Here is a 15,439-nt window from a genome sequence, read left to right as displayed (position 1 = left end):
CGGGCAGGGAAACACGATGCAACAGGGTAAGGAGCCATGGCGCTGACGACGCTCGCGTTGCTCGCGTTCGCGTTCAGCCTCGACTTGCTCGTCGGCGAGCCGCGAAACGCGGCCCATCCGGTCGCCTGGTTCGGCAGGCTCGTCGGCGCGGTCGATCGAGCGTGGAGTGCCGACGGGCGCCGGCAGCGCCTCGTTGGCGTCGGAATCGCGCTCGTTCTCCCGCTCGTTCCCGCCGGAATCGCCGGCACTGTCGTCGCCCTCGCGCTTGCGGTGGAGCCACTCGCCGGCGCCGTCGTCGCCGGCGTCGTCCTCTTTCTTACGATTAGCCTCCGGTCGTTGCTGGAGTTGACGGAGGACGTCCTCGTGGCGACCGACGGCGACCTCGAGACGGCCCGCGAGCGGGTTCGGGGGCTCGTCGGACGGGACGCGTCGACGCTTTCGCCCGGCGAACTCCGAAGCGCGGCCGTAGAGAGCGCGGCCGAGAACCTGTCGGACGGGCTGGTCGCGACGATGATCCCGTTCGCCCTGCTCGCACCGGTATCGTTGCCCCTCGCCGCGGCGACCGCCGCGTGGGTGAAGGGTGTCAACACGCTCGATTCGATGCTTGGCTACCGCTCGAAGCCGATCGGGACCGCGAGCGCTCGCCTCGACGACGTCGTCATGTGGATTCCCGCCCGGATCACTGCGGGCGCAATCGCGTTCGCCGCAGGAGATCCGCTGGCGCTTCGGCGAGCGCGAAGCTGTGCGAAGACGACGAGTTCGCCCAACGCCGGCTGGCCGATGGCGACGATCGCACACGTCCTCTCGGTTCGGCTGGTGAAACCCGACGTCTACGAGTTGAACCCCGCTCGCGAGTTACCGACCCTCGAGGACGGCGAGCGGGCGATCACCGTCGTCGGCCTGGGGGCGGCCGTCGCGGTCCTGATCGCGGCCGCCGGAGCGATCGCGCTCGAGGCGGTTACGGGCGGTCTCGAGGTGGCGACGCTCGAGTCACCGATCGGCGTCGGATTCGAGGCTCTCGCGTTCCACGCACTCGAGCAGGCCGGAGAGACCGTCGACGGATCGATCGCCCGGTCCGCGTTCGGCCAGTTCGACCGGCTCACTCGAGCCATCACGGGGGTGAGTCCGCACTGATGATCTCGCGCTGGATCCGTGCGATCCGAGGTGCGTTCGCGTTTCTGACGCGACTCCCGGTTCGAAGTCGGGAGGGGGATTGGGCGGCGTTTCGCTCGACGCCCGCCGCGTTCCCGGTGGTCGGCCTGGTCGGCGGAGTGATCGCGGCGATCCCACTGCTTGGGGCCGACGTGTTGGCTCCGGCGACGGTCGGCTTCGCCTACCTGCTCGCGGTCTACCTCGTGATGGGGATCCACCACCTAGACGGAGTCGCGGATATGGGCGATGCGTTCGTCGTTCACGGCGACGTCGACCGGCGTCGCGAGGTGTTGAAGGACACGACGACCGGCGTCGGCGCGTTGCTCGCGCTCGCACTCGTCGTCGTGGGCGTCGCCCTCGGTGGTCTCGGACTCGCCGGAATGACTCCGCTCGAGGCGGTAGCCGTCGCCGTCGCGGTTGAGGTCGGAGCGAAACTGGGGATGGCGGCGATGGCCGCGTTCGGAACGGCCAGCTACGACGGGATGGGCCGACAGTTCACCGACTCGTCGACGGTCGGCGGCTCCCTCCCGGCCGCGGTCGTCGTACTCTCCGGCGCGGCGCTCGTCTGGCCCCACCCCGCCGTGATCGGACTCTGCGGTGCGATCGCCGGCGTCGGCCTCCCGTGGTACTGGGCGAACCGCAACTTGGGCGGGATCAGCGGCGACGTCTTCGGTGCGGCCAACGAGATCGGCCGCGTCGTCGGTCTCCACGCGGGGGTGATCGCGTGGACGCTATCGTAATGTGTGGCGGCGAAGGAACCCGCCTCGAGAGTCCCCACGAGAAACCGCTCCACCCGATCGCCGGCACTCCGATGGTCGATCGCGTGATCGCGGCGCTTGGAGAGGCCGATCGCGTCGATACGATACTCGCCGCCGTCTCGCCGAATGTACCTGAGACCCGGGCTCACCTCGAGGGCGGCGACTTTGGAGCGGGCGGAACCGGACGGAGAATCGACAGCGGGCTCGAGGTGGTCGACACGTCCGGCGATGGGTACGTCGTCGACCTGCAGACCGTCATCGATCGACCGGGGCTCGAGACGCCGATCCTCACCGTCGCGGCCGACCTGCCGTTGCTCGAGGGGGACGTCGTCGACCGAGTGCTCTCGGCCTGTGGCGACCGCGACGCCTCGTGGACGGTCTGCGTTCCGCGGACGCTCAAACGGCGACTCGGTGCGAGCGTCGAGTCGCGGTACGACTCGGAAGACAGCCCCGTGCCGACCGGGGTCAACGTCATCGGCGCCGATACGACATCAATGAGATACGTCAGTCACGACACCCGACTCGCGGTCAACGTGAATCGACTCGAAGACGCCGAACTCGCGACCCGTCTGCTCGACCGGCGGGGGGTGCGCTGAGATGCGCCTGCTTCTTCCTGCGGGGACGACGGAGACGGCGCTGATCGACGGCATTAGCGCCGCCGGTGCGATGCCGGAGTTGATGGTCCACACCCCGTCAGCGGACGTCGAAATCCTCGAGTACGGGGAGCCGACGGTCGCACCCGTGACGCCGGTGAGTCCGTCGGGCTGTCCGACGCCCGCGGCGGTGACCCGCGCCGTCAGGGAAGTGGTCGACTTCGACGTTGCCGTGATCGACGCCGGCCTCGCGCGGTCGACCGGCGCACCGACGGTCGATCTCGGCGTCGATCCCGGCGCGGACGTCCGCCAACCCGAAGCCGTCCCGGACACGGCGGCGGTCTTCGACCGCGCGCACGGCTTCGGATCGAGCCTGCCCGAGGACGAGATCGTGATCGGTGAAACCGTTCCGGGCGGGACGACGACGGCGCTCGGTGTCCTCACCGCGCTTGGCGAGCCGGCGAGCGTCTCCTCGTCACTCCCCGAAAATCCCATCGAACGCAAACGTCGCGTCGTCGACGAGGGCCTCGAGGCGAGCGCTCTCGAGCCGGGCGACTGCGCGGCAGACCCGCTGGCGGCGATCCGAGCCGTCGGCGATCCGGTCCAGGCGACCGTCGCGGGGATCGCCGCGGGCGCCCTCGAGTCGGGCGTCGAGGTGGCACTCGCCGGCGGGACGCAGATGGTCGCCGTCGCGGCCGTGCTTCGACACGCGGACGTCGACGCGCCGCTATCGATCGCGACGACGTCGTTCGTGGCCGACGAGCAGGGTGATCGCCTCGAGCGAGCCTGCGAGCGACTCGAGTGCGAACTGACCGTGACCGATCCCCGCTTCGAGGAGGGCGAGCACGTCGCGATGGAACGGTACTGTGCAGGCGAGGCGAAAGAGGGGGTCGCGATGGGCGGTGCGCTCTCGCTCGTTCCCGACGGTGAGATGGGGGCGGTTCGGGATCGCCTCGAGGTCGTCTGCGACCGGCTCGGAATCGACGCGAGCGACGCCGACCCCGCCGACGAACGCAACTCCGAATCGGGAGAGGGCTGTGGACCCTGAATCGATCCGCGCCGCGGATCGAGTCCCCCACGGCGGCGAGACCGATCCCAACGTGCTCGACTTCTCGGCGAACACCAATCCGTCCACACCGGACGGGGTGACAGACGTCTACACGGACGCCCTCCAGGAATCTCGTCGGTACCCCGACGACGACTACCCCGCGTTCCGGACAGCCGCGGCAGAGTTCGTGGCTTGCAGTGACGACCGAGTCGTTCCGACGCCCGGAGGACTGGCGGCGATCAGGCTCGCGATGGAGATCGCACTCGAGCCGGGCGACGAGGCGCTGGTTCCCTACCCCAGTTTCGGCGAGTACGCCCGCGAAGTTCGACTCCAGGGGGCGAGACCGCGGTTCGTCAGGTACGACGATCTGACCGGATTGTGCGAACCCGCCCTCGAGTCGACCGCACTCGCCGTCGTCTGTACGCCGAACAACCCGACCGGCGACGCGATCGATCCGGACGATCTCGCCGCCTTCGCCGACCGCTGTGGCGACGCCGGGACGACGCTTCTCGTCGACGAGGCGTTCCTCGGTTTTACGGACCTGCCGTCGGCGGCCGAACTCGGTCACGAGCACGTCATCGTCGCGCGCTCGCTCACGAAACTGTTCGGCCTCCCGGGACTGCGAGCCGGCTTCGCCGTCGGGACGGGACAGCGACTCGAGGCACTCGAGACCGCCCGTCGGACGTGGTCGCTGGGCACGCCCGCCGCGCGAGTCGGCGCACACTGTCTCCGTGACGAGGCGTTCGTCACCGAGACCCGAACTCGGGTCGAGCGCGAGCGCGAGCGGATGCGCGAAGCACTCGAGGCGCAGTTTGACGTCCATCCGTCGGACGCGCCGTACATCCTCTGTGGCGTCGGGAGCCGCGACGTCGGGAGCGTACTCGAGTCGGCGCGTCGGGAGGGCGTCGCGATCCGCGACGCGACGACGTTCCGCGGACTCGAGTCGCACGTCCGCGTCGCGGTCAAAGACCGCGATCGAAACGATCGACTGCTCGAGGCACTCGGCGTCCGCGACTCCGAAGGCGAAGGGGGGAGCGAACGCGAATGACGATCGACGAGGGGTGGCAAGAGTCGTGACCGACCGCGAGCCACCCTACCCCGCGGTCCGGAGAGACGGCGTCCTCCGCGTGGGCCGACCCGGAACAGAGTGGCTCTCGAGCGGCTGGAACGGCGGCCGTCGGCACACCGACTGTGTGTACAACGTGTCGGTCCCCGACGGATGGAGCCGGACGGATCTCGAGGTGTACGCCGGCGAGCGTCTCGAGCGGGCCGGATTCGAACGGGAAAACGGCGAATCCCCGGTCCTGTTTACGGGCGTCGACCTCGAACACGCCCGCGGCGCGCAGTGTGGGTCGGTCACGGCCTACGCGACGGCGGGACTCTCGAATCCGGCGCAGTTGCCGATGGAGGCGGCCGGACGGTCGCTCCCCGATGAGTCCGACCGGTCGGACGAGAGAACACGACCCGGAACGGGAACCGTCAACCTCGTCGTCGGGACGACGCGAGCCCTCGCGCCGGGGGCGCTTGCGAACCTGCTCGCAGTCGCCGTCGAGGCGAAGGCCACGACGCTTCTCACCGAAACCGGGTTTCCCGGGACGACGACCGACGCTGTCGTCGTCGGACACGACCCCTCGGGAGAACCCACACCGTTCTCCGGAAGCGGGACCCGAGTCGGCGCCGCGACGCGAGCGTGCGTCCGCGAGGCCGTCCGCGCGTCGCTTCGATCGCGGTACGGAGGCGACGCCGAGATACCCGGGTCGGTCGACGACGCGACCTACGGCACCTCGACCGACGCGAGTGCGACGGTGTTTCGGCCGCCACTCGCGTCGGTCGACCCCCGAGAGACGTGACGGGTGACGGCGGCGATTCGTCGACTCGACCCGATGAACGAATCGTTCGAGAGTGAAATCGCGTCTTTCGCGCCTCGAGCGCCGGAGCTAAACGATCCCGGATCCAACTGCGGATCGATGACGGGGGAAGACGATCCGACGGCGATCCGTTCGATCGCGATTTCGGCGGGTGACGCCGCCGACGGCTACGCCTACACGCAGGAGAACCCGGGACGGGCAGTTCTTCGGGTGACGCCGCCGTTTCACGGCCGAATGCGTGCACGCATACACGTCTACCGGATCGACGACGCGGCGCTCACCGAGGCGGTTCACGTTCCGCCGGCGGACGTCATCGAAGACGACGTCGTCGCCGCGTATCCGACCCTCGAGGACGAACTCGCAAACGAATCGGCGACCGAGGAGGTCAGAGCCCGCCACGCCGAGGCGGTCGAATCGTGGCGCGAGCGGGCGAGCGAGGCGATCGTCGACGCGGTCGACCTCGAGACCGACGGCAGATCCCACCGCGTCGACGTCAAACGTCTCGGGTAGTCGACCGCCCGAAATCGACCACTTTCACTTTCACTTCGGACGGATCGGATTCACGTACTGTCAGTCTAACTCGAGTGTATGACACTGATCGTCGACCGAAGCGCCGATCACGGCCGAACCGACGCCGATGGAGCCACCACCGAGCAGACAGAGCGAACGCGTATCGACGTTACGGACCTCCACGCGGCGGGAATCGAGGAGTTCGTCGAGGAGAGCGTCGACACCGAGTACGTCTCGCTCGAACACCGCGGCACGCGAACGTATCTCGTCCTCGAGGAGTGACGTCGATCCGTTGTCGCAGAACGGACGTTCCGTCGATGGAATCGAACCCGCTCGCACAATCGCTCGAGCATAGTGACGACCGAACGCCATTTTACACCTGATTGCCAGCGGGATCGGCGGTTAGCGTGTCAATCGGTGCAATTGTTACGATAATTTCGTTCGGTCCCCCGAATTTTTCACCGCGCTCGGTGGAGGGCGTGGCATGACTCGATCGACGGGGGAAAGCCGAGACGACGGGCGACGACCGTCGACGCACCCGGCATCGACGCGGCGGCGAATCCTCCAGGGTGGCGCTGGGGTCGCCTTCGGAATTGTGGGGACGACGGGCGGAGTCGGCGCGACTACGGACGCTCGAGCGGCCGAAGCCGACGGGGATACAGTCGGACGGAGTCGACAGGACGGGTCCGTCGACGATCTCCCGCTCTTCGATGCCCACACGCACGTGATTCCCGACGAAACGCTGGATCGGTCACCGCTGGACGCCGACGGGCTCGTCGAGTGGATGGACGAAGTCGGCGTCGACCGCGCGGTCGTGCTCGCGCTCGACTCGCCCGAGAGCTATCCGGTCCAGGCCTCAAGTTGGTGGGTACTCGAGGAGGCAAAAGCGCATCCGGACCGGCTCGTTCCGTTCTGTACCGTCGATCCGCGGACGCTGGTGTACGGCAACGAGCCCGTCGAGAACCTGATCGAACGATACGTCCAGCAGGGTGCCCGTGGGTTTGGCGAGTTGAAAGCCGGGATCCCAATCGACGACTCGCGGCTCGAGACGATCTACGAATACTGCGCCGAGTACGACCTGCCGATCCTGTTTCACACCGACGAGAAGGCGATGATGGACGAGGTTGGTCTCCCCCGTCTCGAGGACGTGCTAGCGTCATATCCGGAGGTCGACTTCCTCGCACATGCCCACGCGTGGTGGGCACACATCTCCGCGGACGTCGGCTGGGAGGACCGTGGCGAGTATCCGGACGGGCCGGTCGAACCGGGCGGTCGAGTCCCCGAACTACTGAATACATACGATAACGTGTACGGCGACCTCGGCGGCCACTCCGGCTGGAATGCGCTCACGCGGGACGAAGCGTACGCGCAGGATTTCCTCGAGGAGCACTCGGATCAGCTGATCTTTGGGACGGATTACATCTATCCCGGTCAGACGATCGACCACTTCGAGCTATTCGACCGGTTCGACCTCGAGCGCGAGGCCTGGGCGGAGATCAGATATCGGAACCTCGAGTCCGTACTTCGGTGAGTGGGGGGTCGACTGGAACGTTCACCGCAGTCGGCGATATACCCGAAGCACGAGCGAGATGGCAGTTCCGAAACCCGGGATCCGTGAGGAGACCGCGGCGGCACCGATCAGAAGCGCACCGCTCTTGTGACGTCCGTTCGAGAACTCCATCGCGGCGTCGAGAAGCGTCGTGACGACGCCGGCGTTTTTCAACAGCTCCGTTCGATCGCGTGTACCTGTCGTGGACATATCACTCGGGAAGGGAGGCGGCCGGAAACGCGTCCCGCTTGCGTACGCGGCCAAGACGTTCGAATGGCTGTCGGACGTCCCCGGCAGGGTTCGAACGACTGGCGAAACCGCGTCCGACCGACCCCGATTCGTTCGCCGCCCGCGCCGAACCGGTATCCTGACGGCGCTGGACGCGAGTGAGCCGGCAATGCGAATCGCGAGAGTCCAGACGGCTGATGGCTCGAGAACCGGGCGATACGAGGATGGCATCGTTCACGCCGACGACGGCGAGTACGAGGTCGGCATCGACGGAGAGTTGCTCCCACCGTGTGCCCCCTCGGCGATGTACTGCGTCGGACGCAACTACGCCGACACGCTCGAGCAAATGGAGTACGAACGTCCCGAGGAACCGGACTTTTTCATCAAACCGCCCGCGTCGGTACGGGCACACGAGGACTCGATCCCCTATCCCCCGTTTACCGAGGAGTTGACGTACGCGGGGGAACTGGCGGCCGTCATCGACGAACGGTGTCACGACGTCTCGAAGGCGGACGTTCCGGATGTCGTCCGAGGGTATACGATCATGAACGACGTGGACGCACTCGACCAGCAGGGACGAACGGCACGCAAAGCGTTCGACGGCTCGGGCCCGCTCGGCCCCTGGCTCGAGACCGACCTCGACCCGACCGGGATCGAGATGCACACGGACGTCGCGGGCGAGCGCCGCCAGGAGGCGAACACGGAACTCATGCTGTTCGACCCCGACGAGATCGTTTCGTACCTCTCGAGGCGGTTCACGTTCGAACCGGGTGACGTCGTCGCGTTCGGGAGCCCCGCGAATCCGGGCCTGCTGAAACCGGGTGATGCCGTCGAGATTACGTACGAAGGTGTCGGAACCCTCCGGAACGTAGTCGAGGACGTGGACGGCTGACGATCTCGGGGACTGCCAGAACGGTTCGAAATACGAGAGTCGGTTTCGGGCTCGAGCAGACGATTGTAATCGTCGGTGAAACAGTCCCTCAGGACACACACTCGAGTGGCCAGTACGTCCAGTGTTGGTCGCTGATTCACAGGCCAAAGTGCAATGACTATCAACGAGTACTATCGTTCTGGAAGGCGTTGTGATGGACGATGAGCGAGACGATTCGCGTGGGCCGAAACGATCTCACGTCGACGGAAGTCCTTCGGGAACTCAAGGACGGAAACCGCGTGATCGTCGAGGTGAGTGTCCTCGGAAAGACGATGAACATGGCGCTCAGACGTCACGCGGGAACGTATTACTGCGATACGCCGATGAAATTACTCACGTACGAAACCGACGAGGAGATGCAAACCTGTCTCGAGCGGTATCGCCTCGCCAAGCCGGAATCGTCGGCGGAAATCGAGGAAACAGACGCGTCGCCGTCACCAGAGAAGTAATCGATCGAACCTTCTGCGCCTTCGAAAACCGGTACGGGCCGTCTCACACGCCATCCCACGGCGGTCCTGTGAGTCGGGGGACAGTGGCTACTATAGGTAATGGCACACGTATCACGAACCATGCCCGAACGCGAACAACGGATGGAAGACCTCATGCTCGTCGACAGTCCGGAGTTCGAGCGAATCATGGAGTGCGTCTTCGGCGTGCAAGCCCACGAAACCCGAGCGTACTTTCTGTTGCACGAGCTTCCCGGCAGTACCGTCACCGAACTCGCCGACGAACTCGAGCGCGACAGAAGCAACGTCAACCGGTCGCTGTCGACGCTTCGGGAGAAGGGATTGATAGAGCGCGAACGACGACTCCTCGAGGGGGGTGGATACGTCTACCAGTACTTCGCGGTTCCGGTTCCGGACGCACAAGAACTGATGCACGGGGCGGTCGACGAGTGGGCAGAAACCGTCCACGATCGAATCGAAGAGTTCGGTCCGTAGCACCGCGGGCACCGCCAGACCGGGACGAGAATTGTCACTCGAGCCGGAGACGACCGTCCATCGGGATTCAGAAGGGGACGACACCGTTCCTCGAGGTCGTGTAGGTTCGGTTCCGACTCAGGGATCGGGCCGACGATCGGCGTCTTACCGGGCCTCGTCGAGAAGAAAGTCACTTCCGCGCGCGGTCCGTCGTTACTGCCGTGAGCGCAGACGCCACGCGACGGGTCGAAGTCTATCCAGGCCACGAGGTCGTCGTCGAGTTCGATCCCGACCTCACGTTCGAGTGCGTCGACGACTGCACCTGGTGTTGTCACCACGGCGTCTTGCTCTACGATCGGGACCTCCTCGAGCTCGCCCAGCGAGCGAACTTAGCGGAGACGACGACCGACTTCCGCGGCGAGAAGTTCGTCACTCGCGAACCAAAAGCGCGTGAGGGTCACGTCGCGGAGGACGGCCACGCTTGCGCCTTTCTCCGCGAGGACGGCCTCTGCTCGCTTCACCTCGAGGAGGACTGGAAGCCGACGCGGTGTTCGGTGTTTCCGCTCGGCGTCTGGCTCGAGGACGGCGACCTCCACGTCGACGTGCGGGAGTCGGCTCACGATCACTGCGAGGGGTTGAACGTGAGCGAGCGCACGGTGATCGACAACCTCGAGGCTTTTCTTCCGGAGCTACTGTGGGAACTCGAAGATCCGGACTCAGACCGGGAACTGTGATACGAATTACTGTCGCGGTTTACCGGTGAGACCGCCACCCGGGTCGTAGCCTCACCGAAAACGACCGACAGTAAACCGTATGAGAGGATGCGGCGACCGGTATGCTTCGTCGATCCGTCCGGCTGACCTGGGGTGTTACGACCGCCGAGTTCGCTATCGACTCGAGTTTCGGGTACGAGAAACGCTACCACGCGTCTCCAATGATTTAAACGTCCACCGACCGTAGTAGGCGTGTGACAGAAGAATCCGGGCGTCGGAACCTCCGTATGCCCAACAGCGATGAAGTATTCGCCGTCGTGACCGAACACCTTGGTGGCAACCACGTTCAGCTCCGTTGTGCAGACGGCGAGGAGCGCCTGGGCCGAATTCCGGGTCGAATGAAATACCGCACCTGGATCGAGCAAGACGACATCGTCGTCGCCGAACCCTGGGACTGGCAGGACGAGAAGGCCACCATCGAGTGGCGCTACACCAGCCAGGACGCAGACCAACTCCGCCGCGAAGGTCATATCGACTGAAACCACCGAATTCTCTCGAGCACGTCGCCGATAGCGCGTGCTGTACCGATCCGAACGGGGCTCGTCCGATCGTTACTCTGGAGAGTTATCTGCGCACTCGATGGAATAAACCGTATCCGACAATATAGAATATCCGATTGTGCCTCCTGCCTCGCCGGACAGCGATCCGTGCCCCAACCGAGGTCGCATCACACCCCAGTTTATATGATATCCAGGCAACGTGTATCTGTTCATGACCGACGACGATCTCCGGCGCGAGGTCGAACGCCTTCGCGACGAGGTCGACGCCCTCCATCGTCGACTCGAGGCCGTCGAGCGGGGAGTCGAAACGAGCCCGGAGGCTACGGCGGATTCCACCGAGTCGGCTCGGCAGTCCGCCGAAGGGGCCGACGGCGCCCACCAGGATGCGGCCGGTCGCCGACTCGAGACCGGACCGGATATCGGCCAGTCCGCTGATCCCGAAGCGCCGACAACTGGCGGGTCAAAGCGCAATAGGTCCGCCGGGATCGCGAGTCAGTTGAACGACGCCGACTGGGAACGAACGCTGGGCGTTCGGTGGCTCGGGCTCGTTGGCGCGCTCGCGCTCGTCGTCGGCGTCGTCCTCTTCGTCAGGCTGGCGATCGAAATCGGCCTGCTCGGACCGGGCGGACGGGTCGCACTCGGCGCGCTTTCGGGCATCGCGTTGCTCGCCGGTGGGCGATACGTCGCGACCCGCCAAGGGTACGTCAGGTGGGGTCGAATCGCGTCGGGAACCGGCCTCGCGATCGCGTACTTCAGCGTCTACGCGGCCTACGGCTTCGAGAGCTACCGACAGGCGATCGGGACGCCACTGTGGGCCGTCCTCGTCGCACTCACCCTCCTCGTCGTCGCGGCGGTGGGCGTCTCGGTCAGCGACGGTGCGCCGTTCGTCGCCGGCGAAGCGTTTTTGCTCGGATACGTCACCGCGACGTTGAGTACCGACGCGGCCACAGTGGTCCTCACGCCCGCATACGTCATCCTGCTCGGTGTGGGGGTCGTCGCGATCGCGACGGTCCGTCCGTGGGGCCGGCTCGTCAGCGCAAGCACGTTCGCCACCTACGGCGTTCTGTTGTTGTGGCTCGTCGATCTCGAGCCGCCCGCAGGCGCCGTCGGCGTCGCAGGCGTCGTCTCGTTTGCCCTCTACCTGCTCGGCGGGTACGTGCTCCGAGGTCAGAACGTCGACGCCGAACCCGGCTCCACGCGCGGTCAGATCCACCGGGTACGGTTGGCCGTCACCACGGTCGCCAACGCTAGTTTCGCGACGCTGTTCCTCGAGATCGCCCTCCGGAACGCGTTTCCCGAGGCGGCGGTCGACGGTCTCGGCGCGATCGGAATCGCGACCGCACTCGCCGTAACGTACGCCGTGACGGACCCAACGTACGCCGTGAGGCACCCTCGGCCGGTTCGACGCAACGAGACGGCGGCCGCGGCGTCCGTCGCCTTCCTCGCCGGCGGGATCGCGATGACGGCAGGGACGTTCGCGGCCACCGTCGGTGCGCTCGCCGTGATCGGCGGAGCGGTCGCGCTCTCGAGATGGATAGACGCACCGGCGTTTCGGGTCGGTGCCCACGTCGTCGCCGGGGCACTCGTCCTGAAATTGATCGCCGTCGACGCGACGGCCCTCCCGGCGTTCGACGCCGCGGAGCCGATGGCGACGCTTTCAGGTCGTCCCGTTTCGTTCGCGCTCGCGATCGGTGCGTTCTACGCGCTCGCGTGGTGGTACTCACGAACCGACGTGCTGACCGATCTGGAGCGGCGGTTCCTGCCGGCGACGGTCGCGAGCTACGCGATCGTTGCGACGGGCCTCGGCGTAATCGTTCTCGCCCTCGAGCTATCGGGCCTCGGCGTGTCGGTCGCGTGGATACTGTTCGGCTCCGCCTTGCTCGGAATCGGACTGGCGACCGACGTTCGGGGCGTCCGCGCGCTCGGACTCGCCGTCCTGGGACTCGCCACCGCGAAGGTGTTTCTCTTCGACACGCGAGACCTCGATACCGTCGCCCGGACGCTCTCGTTTCTCGTCCTCGGCGCCGTGTTGTTGATCGCCTCGTACGTCTACGCCCGGACTCGAGGCGACGTCGAGATCGGTCTCGAGGTGCCCGAACGGGGCGGCGAGTGACTCACCGAGTCGCGCTTCGCCACGCCTTCAGGTCGATGACCGCGCCGTCGAGTTCCGCCGGATCGGCCTCGGTCGCCGCCCAGACGAACATCGGCGCGACGGTCTCGGGGTCGCGGCCGGCACCGTTCGTCAGATCCGTCGCGACCTGCCCGGGATCGAGACAGCCCACAGTCGCGTCGGTATCGGCGGCGAACCCACGAACGATTGCCTCGGCGGCGGCCTTCGAAACGGCGTAGGATCCGTATCCAGTCTTGGCTTCGCGCGCGACGACACCCGTCGGAACGAGAACCCGCGCACCGTCGTTCAGGTGTGCAAGCGATTCCCGGACGGTCGCGAAGACGCCGCGTGCGTTCGTCCGCCAGTGATCGTCGACCGAGGAATACGACTCCCCGCCGGTCGGCGTCTCGCCCGGATCCCCGTGGTAGACGCCGGCGGCGGCGACGACGACGTCGATTCCTGATCCATCTCCCGCTTTCGACGCGACCTCGACGAGGCGTTCGACGTCGAACTCGTCGCGGACGTCGGTTCGAACGCCCGCCGCGCTCCCGCCGGTTCCCTCGAGCGCCTCGACCGTCCGTTCGGTCGCCGCCCCGTCTCGTGCGCCGACGACGACGGTTGCTCCCTCGGTAGCGAACGCGTCGGCGACGGCGCGGCCGATGCCTCGAGTTCCGCCGGTGACGACGGCAGTTCGTCCGTCCATAGGACGGCTACGTCCGCGAGCATCAAGGAATTACCCGTGGTCGAAGCCGGCCAGGAGGCCCAACCACCGGTTCGAACGGATTGAGATTCGAGCTGTCGGCGAAACCGTGATCCGTGCTCGAACCCGAAATCAGCGGATAACAAACTGTACCAAGCGGCCGACGATCACGCGAATCGGTGCCACGAATCGCCGATACCCTACATTCGTGTGAAACAGATTTATCACCGTACATATGGTCACTCGGGGTATGCAATCGCTGGCCGGCGAGTCCGTCGTCGTGATCGGGGCCGGAATCGGGGGTCTCTCGACGGCGTGTTACCTCGCCGACGCGGGTGCCGACGTTCGCGTCGTCGAAAAGAACGAGCAACTCGGCGGCCGGGCGAGTCGCCTCGAGCGGGACGGCTTTCGGTTCGACATGGGGCCGTCGTGGTACCTGATGCCCGACGTCTTCGAGCGCTTTTTCGCCGACTTCGACCGGACGCCGGGCGAGTACTACGAACTGACCCACCTGGATCCGCACTATCGGCTCTTCTTCAAGGACGGAGACGGCCCGGAGAGTGGAACGGAGGCGACCGGATCGGGAAACGTCGACCGCGTCGATATCACGCCCGACCTCGAGCGAACGAAGGAACTGTTCGAGACGTACGAGCCGGGGGCGGGCGAGACGCTGGAACGGTACCTCGAGACCTCCCGCGAGAACTACGAGGTCGGGATGAAACACTTCGTCTACGAGGACCGATCGCGGTTCAGAGACTACGTCGACCTCGACGTGGCCCGTCACGCGAGGGGATTGACGTTGCTCGGCTCGATGCAGGGTCACGTCGAGAACTACTTCGATCATCCGCGACTCCAGCAGATCATGCAGTACACGCTGGTGTTTCTCGGCGGCTCGCCGTCGAACACGCCGGCGCTCTACAACCTGATGAGTCACGTCGATTTCAACCTCGGCGTCTGGTACCCCGACGGCGGGATCGGTGCGGTGATCGACGCCATCGCAGAACTCGGCCGAGAACTGGGCGTCGAGTACGAGACCGGCCGACCGGTGACGACGATCAAAGGACGCGAAGGTGCGTTTCTCCTCGAGACGCCCGACGGACCGATTCGGCCGGATCTGGTCGTCAGCAACGCCGACTACGCCCACACCGAACGCGAGTTGCTCACGCCGGAGCGCCGGAGTTACGACGCCGACTACTGGGAGTCCCGAACGTACGCCCCGTCGGCGTTCCTGCTCTATCTGGGCGTCGAGGGAGAGGTCGACGAACTCGCCCACCACACGCTCGTCCTCCCGACGGAGTGGGAAGAGCACTTCGATCGGATCTTCGAGGAGCCGGCGTGGCCCGACGATCCGGCTTACTACCTCTGTGTCCCATCCGAGACGGACGACACCGTCGCACCTGCCGGCCACAGCGCCCTGTTCGTCCTCGTTCCGATCGCGCCCGGACTCGAGGATACCCCCGAAATCCGCGACCAGTATCGCGAGAAGATCCTCGCGGATATCGCCGAGAACACCGGCGCCGACCTCCGCGAGCGGATCGTCCTCGAGGAACGGTTTTGCGTCGAGGAGTTCACCGACCGCTACAACAGCTTCCGGGGGACGGCCCTCGGGCTGGCACACACGCTCCGCCAGACGTCGCTGTTCCGTCCGCCACACCGCTCGGACGCGGTCGACGGACTCTACTTCGCTGGGGGCGACACTACTCCCGGGATCGGGATGCCGATGTGTCTCATCAGCGGCGAGTTGACCGCCGAGGCGGTGCTCGAGGACTACGGCCGGCCGAGTCGGAGGTGACGAGTCT

Annotated in this window: 18 protein-coding genes; 16 read left to right on the top strand and 2 right to left on the bottom strand. The window is 66.1% G+C overall.

The features are described 5' to 3' along the window. Nucleotides 1-36 precede the first annotated feature (36 nt). From cbiB to AB7C87_RS19185, 9 genes are all read left to right on the top strand, one after another. Nucleotides 37-1,134, top strand: coding sequence for an adenosylcobinamide-phosphate synthase CbiB (cbiB, locus tag AB7C87_RS19225; protein ID WP_369731118.1), 1,098 nt, complete (start codon nucleotides 37-39; stop codon nucleotides 1,132-1,134). Next, nucleotides 1,134-1,892 (top strand): adenosylcobinamide-GDP ribazoletransferase, encoded by a 759-nt coding sequence (gene cobS / locus AB7C87_RS19220; RefSeq protein WP_369731117.1) that lies wholly within the window; start codon nucleotides 1,134-1,136, stop codon nucleotides 1,890-1,892. The genes cbiB and cobS overlap by 1 nt, the downstream gene beginning before the upstream one ends. After that, complete coding sequence (locus tag AB7C87_RS19215; RefSeq protein WP_369731208.1) at nucleotides 1,892-2,506, top strand: NTP transferase domain-containing protein; 615 nt, start codon at nucleotides 1,892-1,894, stop codon at nucleotides 2,504-2,506. Before cobS ends, AB7C87_RS19215 begins: the two co-directional genes overlap by 1 nt. A gap of 1 nt (nucleotide 2,507) precedes the next feature. Beyond that, nucleotides 2,508-3,551, top strand: a complete 1,044-nt coding sequence (gene cobT, locus AB7C87_RS19210) for a nicotinate mononucleotide-dependent phosphoribosyltransferase CobT (RefSeq protein WP_369731116.1) — start codon at nucleotides 2,508-2,510, stop codon at nucleotides 3,549-3,551. After that, nucleotides 3,541-4,599, top strand: a complete 1,059-nt coding sequence (locus AB7C87_RS19205; protein ID WP_369731115.1) for a pyridoxal phosphate-dependent aminotransferase — start codon at nucleotides 3,541-3,543, stop codon at nucleotides 4,597-4,599. The genes cobT and AB7C87_RS19205 overlap by 11 nt, the downstream gene beginning before the upstream one ends. A gap of 25 nt (nucleotides 4,600-4,624) precedes the next feature. After that, nucleotides 4,625-5,401 carry an adenosylcobinamide amidohydrolase gene (locus tag AB7C87_RS19200; protein WP_369731114.1) on the top strand — a complete coding sequence of 259 codons (777 nt, stop codon included), beginning with the start codon at nucleotides 4,625-4,627 and terminating at the stop codon, nucleotides 5,399-5,401. A gap of 117 nt (nucleotides 5,402-5,518) precedes the next feature. Continuing rightward, nucleotides 5,519-5,929 carry a DUF8009 family protein gene (locus tag AB7C87_RS19195; RefSeq protein WP_369731207.1) on the top strand — a complete coding sequence of 137 codons (411 nt, stop codon included), beginning with the start codon at nucleotides 5,519-5,521 and terminating at the stop codon, nucleotides 5,927-5,929. A 78-nt stretch (nucleotides 5,930-6,007) separates the two neighbouring features. Beyond that, nucleotides 6,008-6,211 carry a hypothetical protein gene (locus AB7C87_RS19190; RefSeq protein WP_369731113.1) on the top strand — a complete coding sequence of 68 codons (204 nt, stop codon included), beginning with the start codon at nucleotides 6,008-6,010 and terminating at the stop codon, nucleotides 6,209-6,211. Nucleotides 6,212-6,413: 202 nt separating this feature from the next. Next, nucleotides 6,414-7,460: an amidohydrolase family protein gene (locus AB7C87_RS19185; RefSeq protein ID WP_369731112.1), complete on the top strand. Its 1,047-nt coding sequence runs from the start codon at nucleotides 6,414-6,416 to the stop codon at nucleotides 7,458-7,460. Between the two features lie 21 nt (nucleotides 7,461-7,481). Here the strand turns inward: AB7C87_RS19185 and AB7C87_RS19180 are convergent, their stop codons facing one another. After that, entirely contained in the window at nucleotides 7,482-7,688 is a 207-nt protein-coding gene (locus tag AB7C87_RS19180) for a hypothetical protein (RefSeq protein WP_369731111.1), read from the bottom strand. 187 nt (nucleotides 7,689-7,875) lie between these two features. Between AB7C87_RS19180 and AB7C87_RS19175 the strand changes: the two genes are divergently transcribed. The 6 genes from AB7C87_RS19175 to AB7C87_RS19150 all read left to right on the top strand — a co-directional run bounded on the left by AB7C87_RS19175 (nucleotide 7,876) and on the right by AB7C87_RS19150 (nucleotide 12,943). Continuing rightward, nucleotides 7,876-8,598 carry a fumarylacetoacetate hydrolase family protein gene (locus tag AB7C87_RS19175; protein ID WP_369731206.1) on the top strand — a complete coding sequence of 241 codons (723 nt, stop codon included), beginning with the start codon at nucleotides 7,876-7,878 and terminating at the stop codon, nucleotides 8,596-8,598. Nucleotides 8,599-8,798: 200 nt separating this feature from the next. After that, nucleotides 8,799-9,086: a DUF8001 family protein gene (locus tag AB7C87_RS19170; protein WP_369731110.1), complete on the top strand. Its 288-nt coding sequence runs from the start codon at nucleotides 8,799-8,801 to the stop codon at nucleotides 9,084-9,086. A gap of 120 nt (nucleotides 9,087-9,206) precedes the next feature. Further along, complete coding sequence (locus AB7C87_RS19165; protein WP_369731109.1) at nucleotides 9,207-9,578, top strand: helix-turn-helix domain-containing protein; 372 nt, start codon at nucleotides 9,207-9,209, stop codon at nucleotides 9,576-9,578. 200 nt (nucleotides 9,579-9,778) lie between these two features. Continuing rightward, nucleotides 9,779-10,291 (top strand): YkgJ family cysteine cluster protein, encoded by a 513-nt coding sequence (locus AB7C87_RS19160; protein WP_369731108.1) that lies wholly within the window; start codon nucleotides 9,779-9,781, stop codon nucleotides 10,289-10,291. Nucleotides 10,292-10,524: 233 nt separating this feature from the next. Beyond that, entirely contained in the window at nucleotides 10,525-10,809 is a 285-nt protein-coding gene (locus AB7C87_RS19155; protein ID WP_207289428.1) for a translation initiation factor eIF-1A, read from the top strand. Between the two features lie 232 nt (nucleotides 10,810-11,041). Continuing rightward, nucleotides 11,042-12,943, top strand: coding sequence for a DUF2339 domain-containing protein (locus AB7C87_RS19150; RefSeq protein WP_369731107.1), 1,902 nt, complete (start codon nucleotides 11,042-11,044; stop codon nucleotides 12,941-12,943). Between the two features lies 1 nt (nucleotide 12,944). Here the strand turns inward: AB7C87_RS19150 and AB7C87_RS19145 are convergent, their stop codons facing one another. After that, nucleotides 12,945-13,643 (bottom strand): SDR family NAD(P)-dependent oxidoreductase, encoded by a 699-nt coding sequence (locus AB7C87_RS19145; protein WP_369731106.1) that lies wholly within the window; start codon nucleotides 13,641-13,643, stop codon nucleotides 12,945-12,947. Between the two features lie 247 nt (nucleotides 13,644-13,890). On the opposite strand from AB7C87_RS19145, the gene crtID reads away from it, so the two are divergent. Next, complete coding sequence (crtID, locus tag AB7C87_RS19140; RefSeq protein ID WP_369731105.1) at nucleotides 13,891-15,432, top strand: bifunctional phytoene desaturase/3,4-desaturase; 1,542 nt, start codon at nucleotides 13,891-13,893, stop codon at nucleotides 15,430-15,432. Nucleotides 15,433-15,439 lie beyond the last annotated feature (7 nt).

This window comes from Natrarchaeobius versutus (assembly GCF_041205745.1).
GTDB lineage: Archaea > Halobacteriota > Halobacteria > Halobacteriales > Natrialbaceae > Natrarchaeobius > Natrarchaeobius versutus.
Note: the sequence above shows the minus strand (reverse complement) of the source record. Positions and strands in the feature narration are given on the sequence as shown.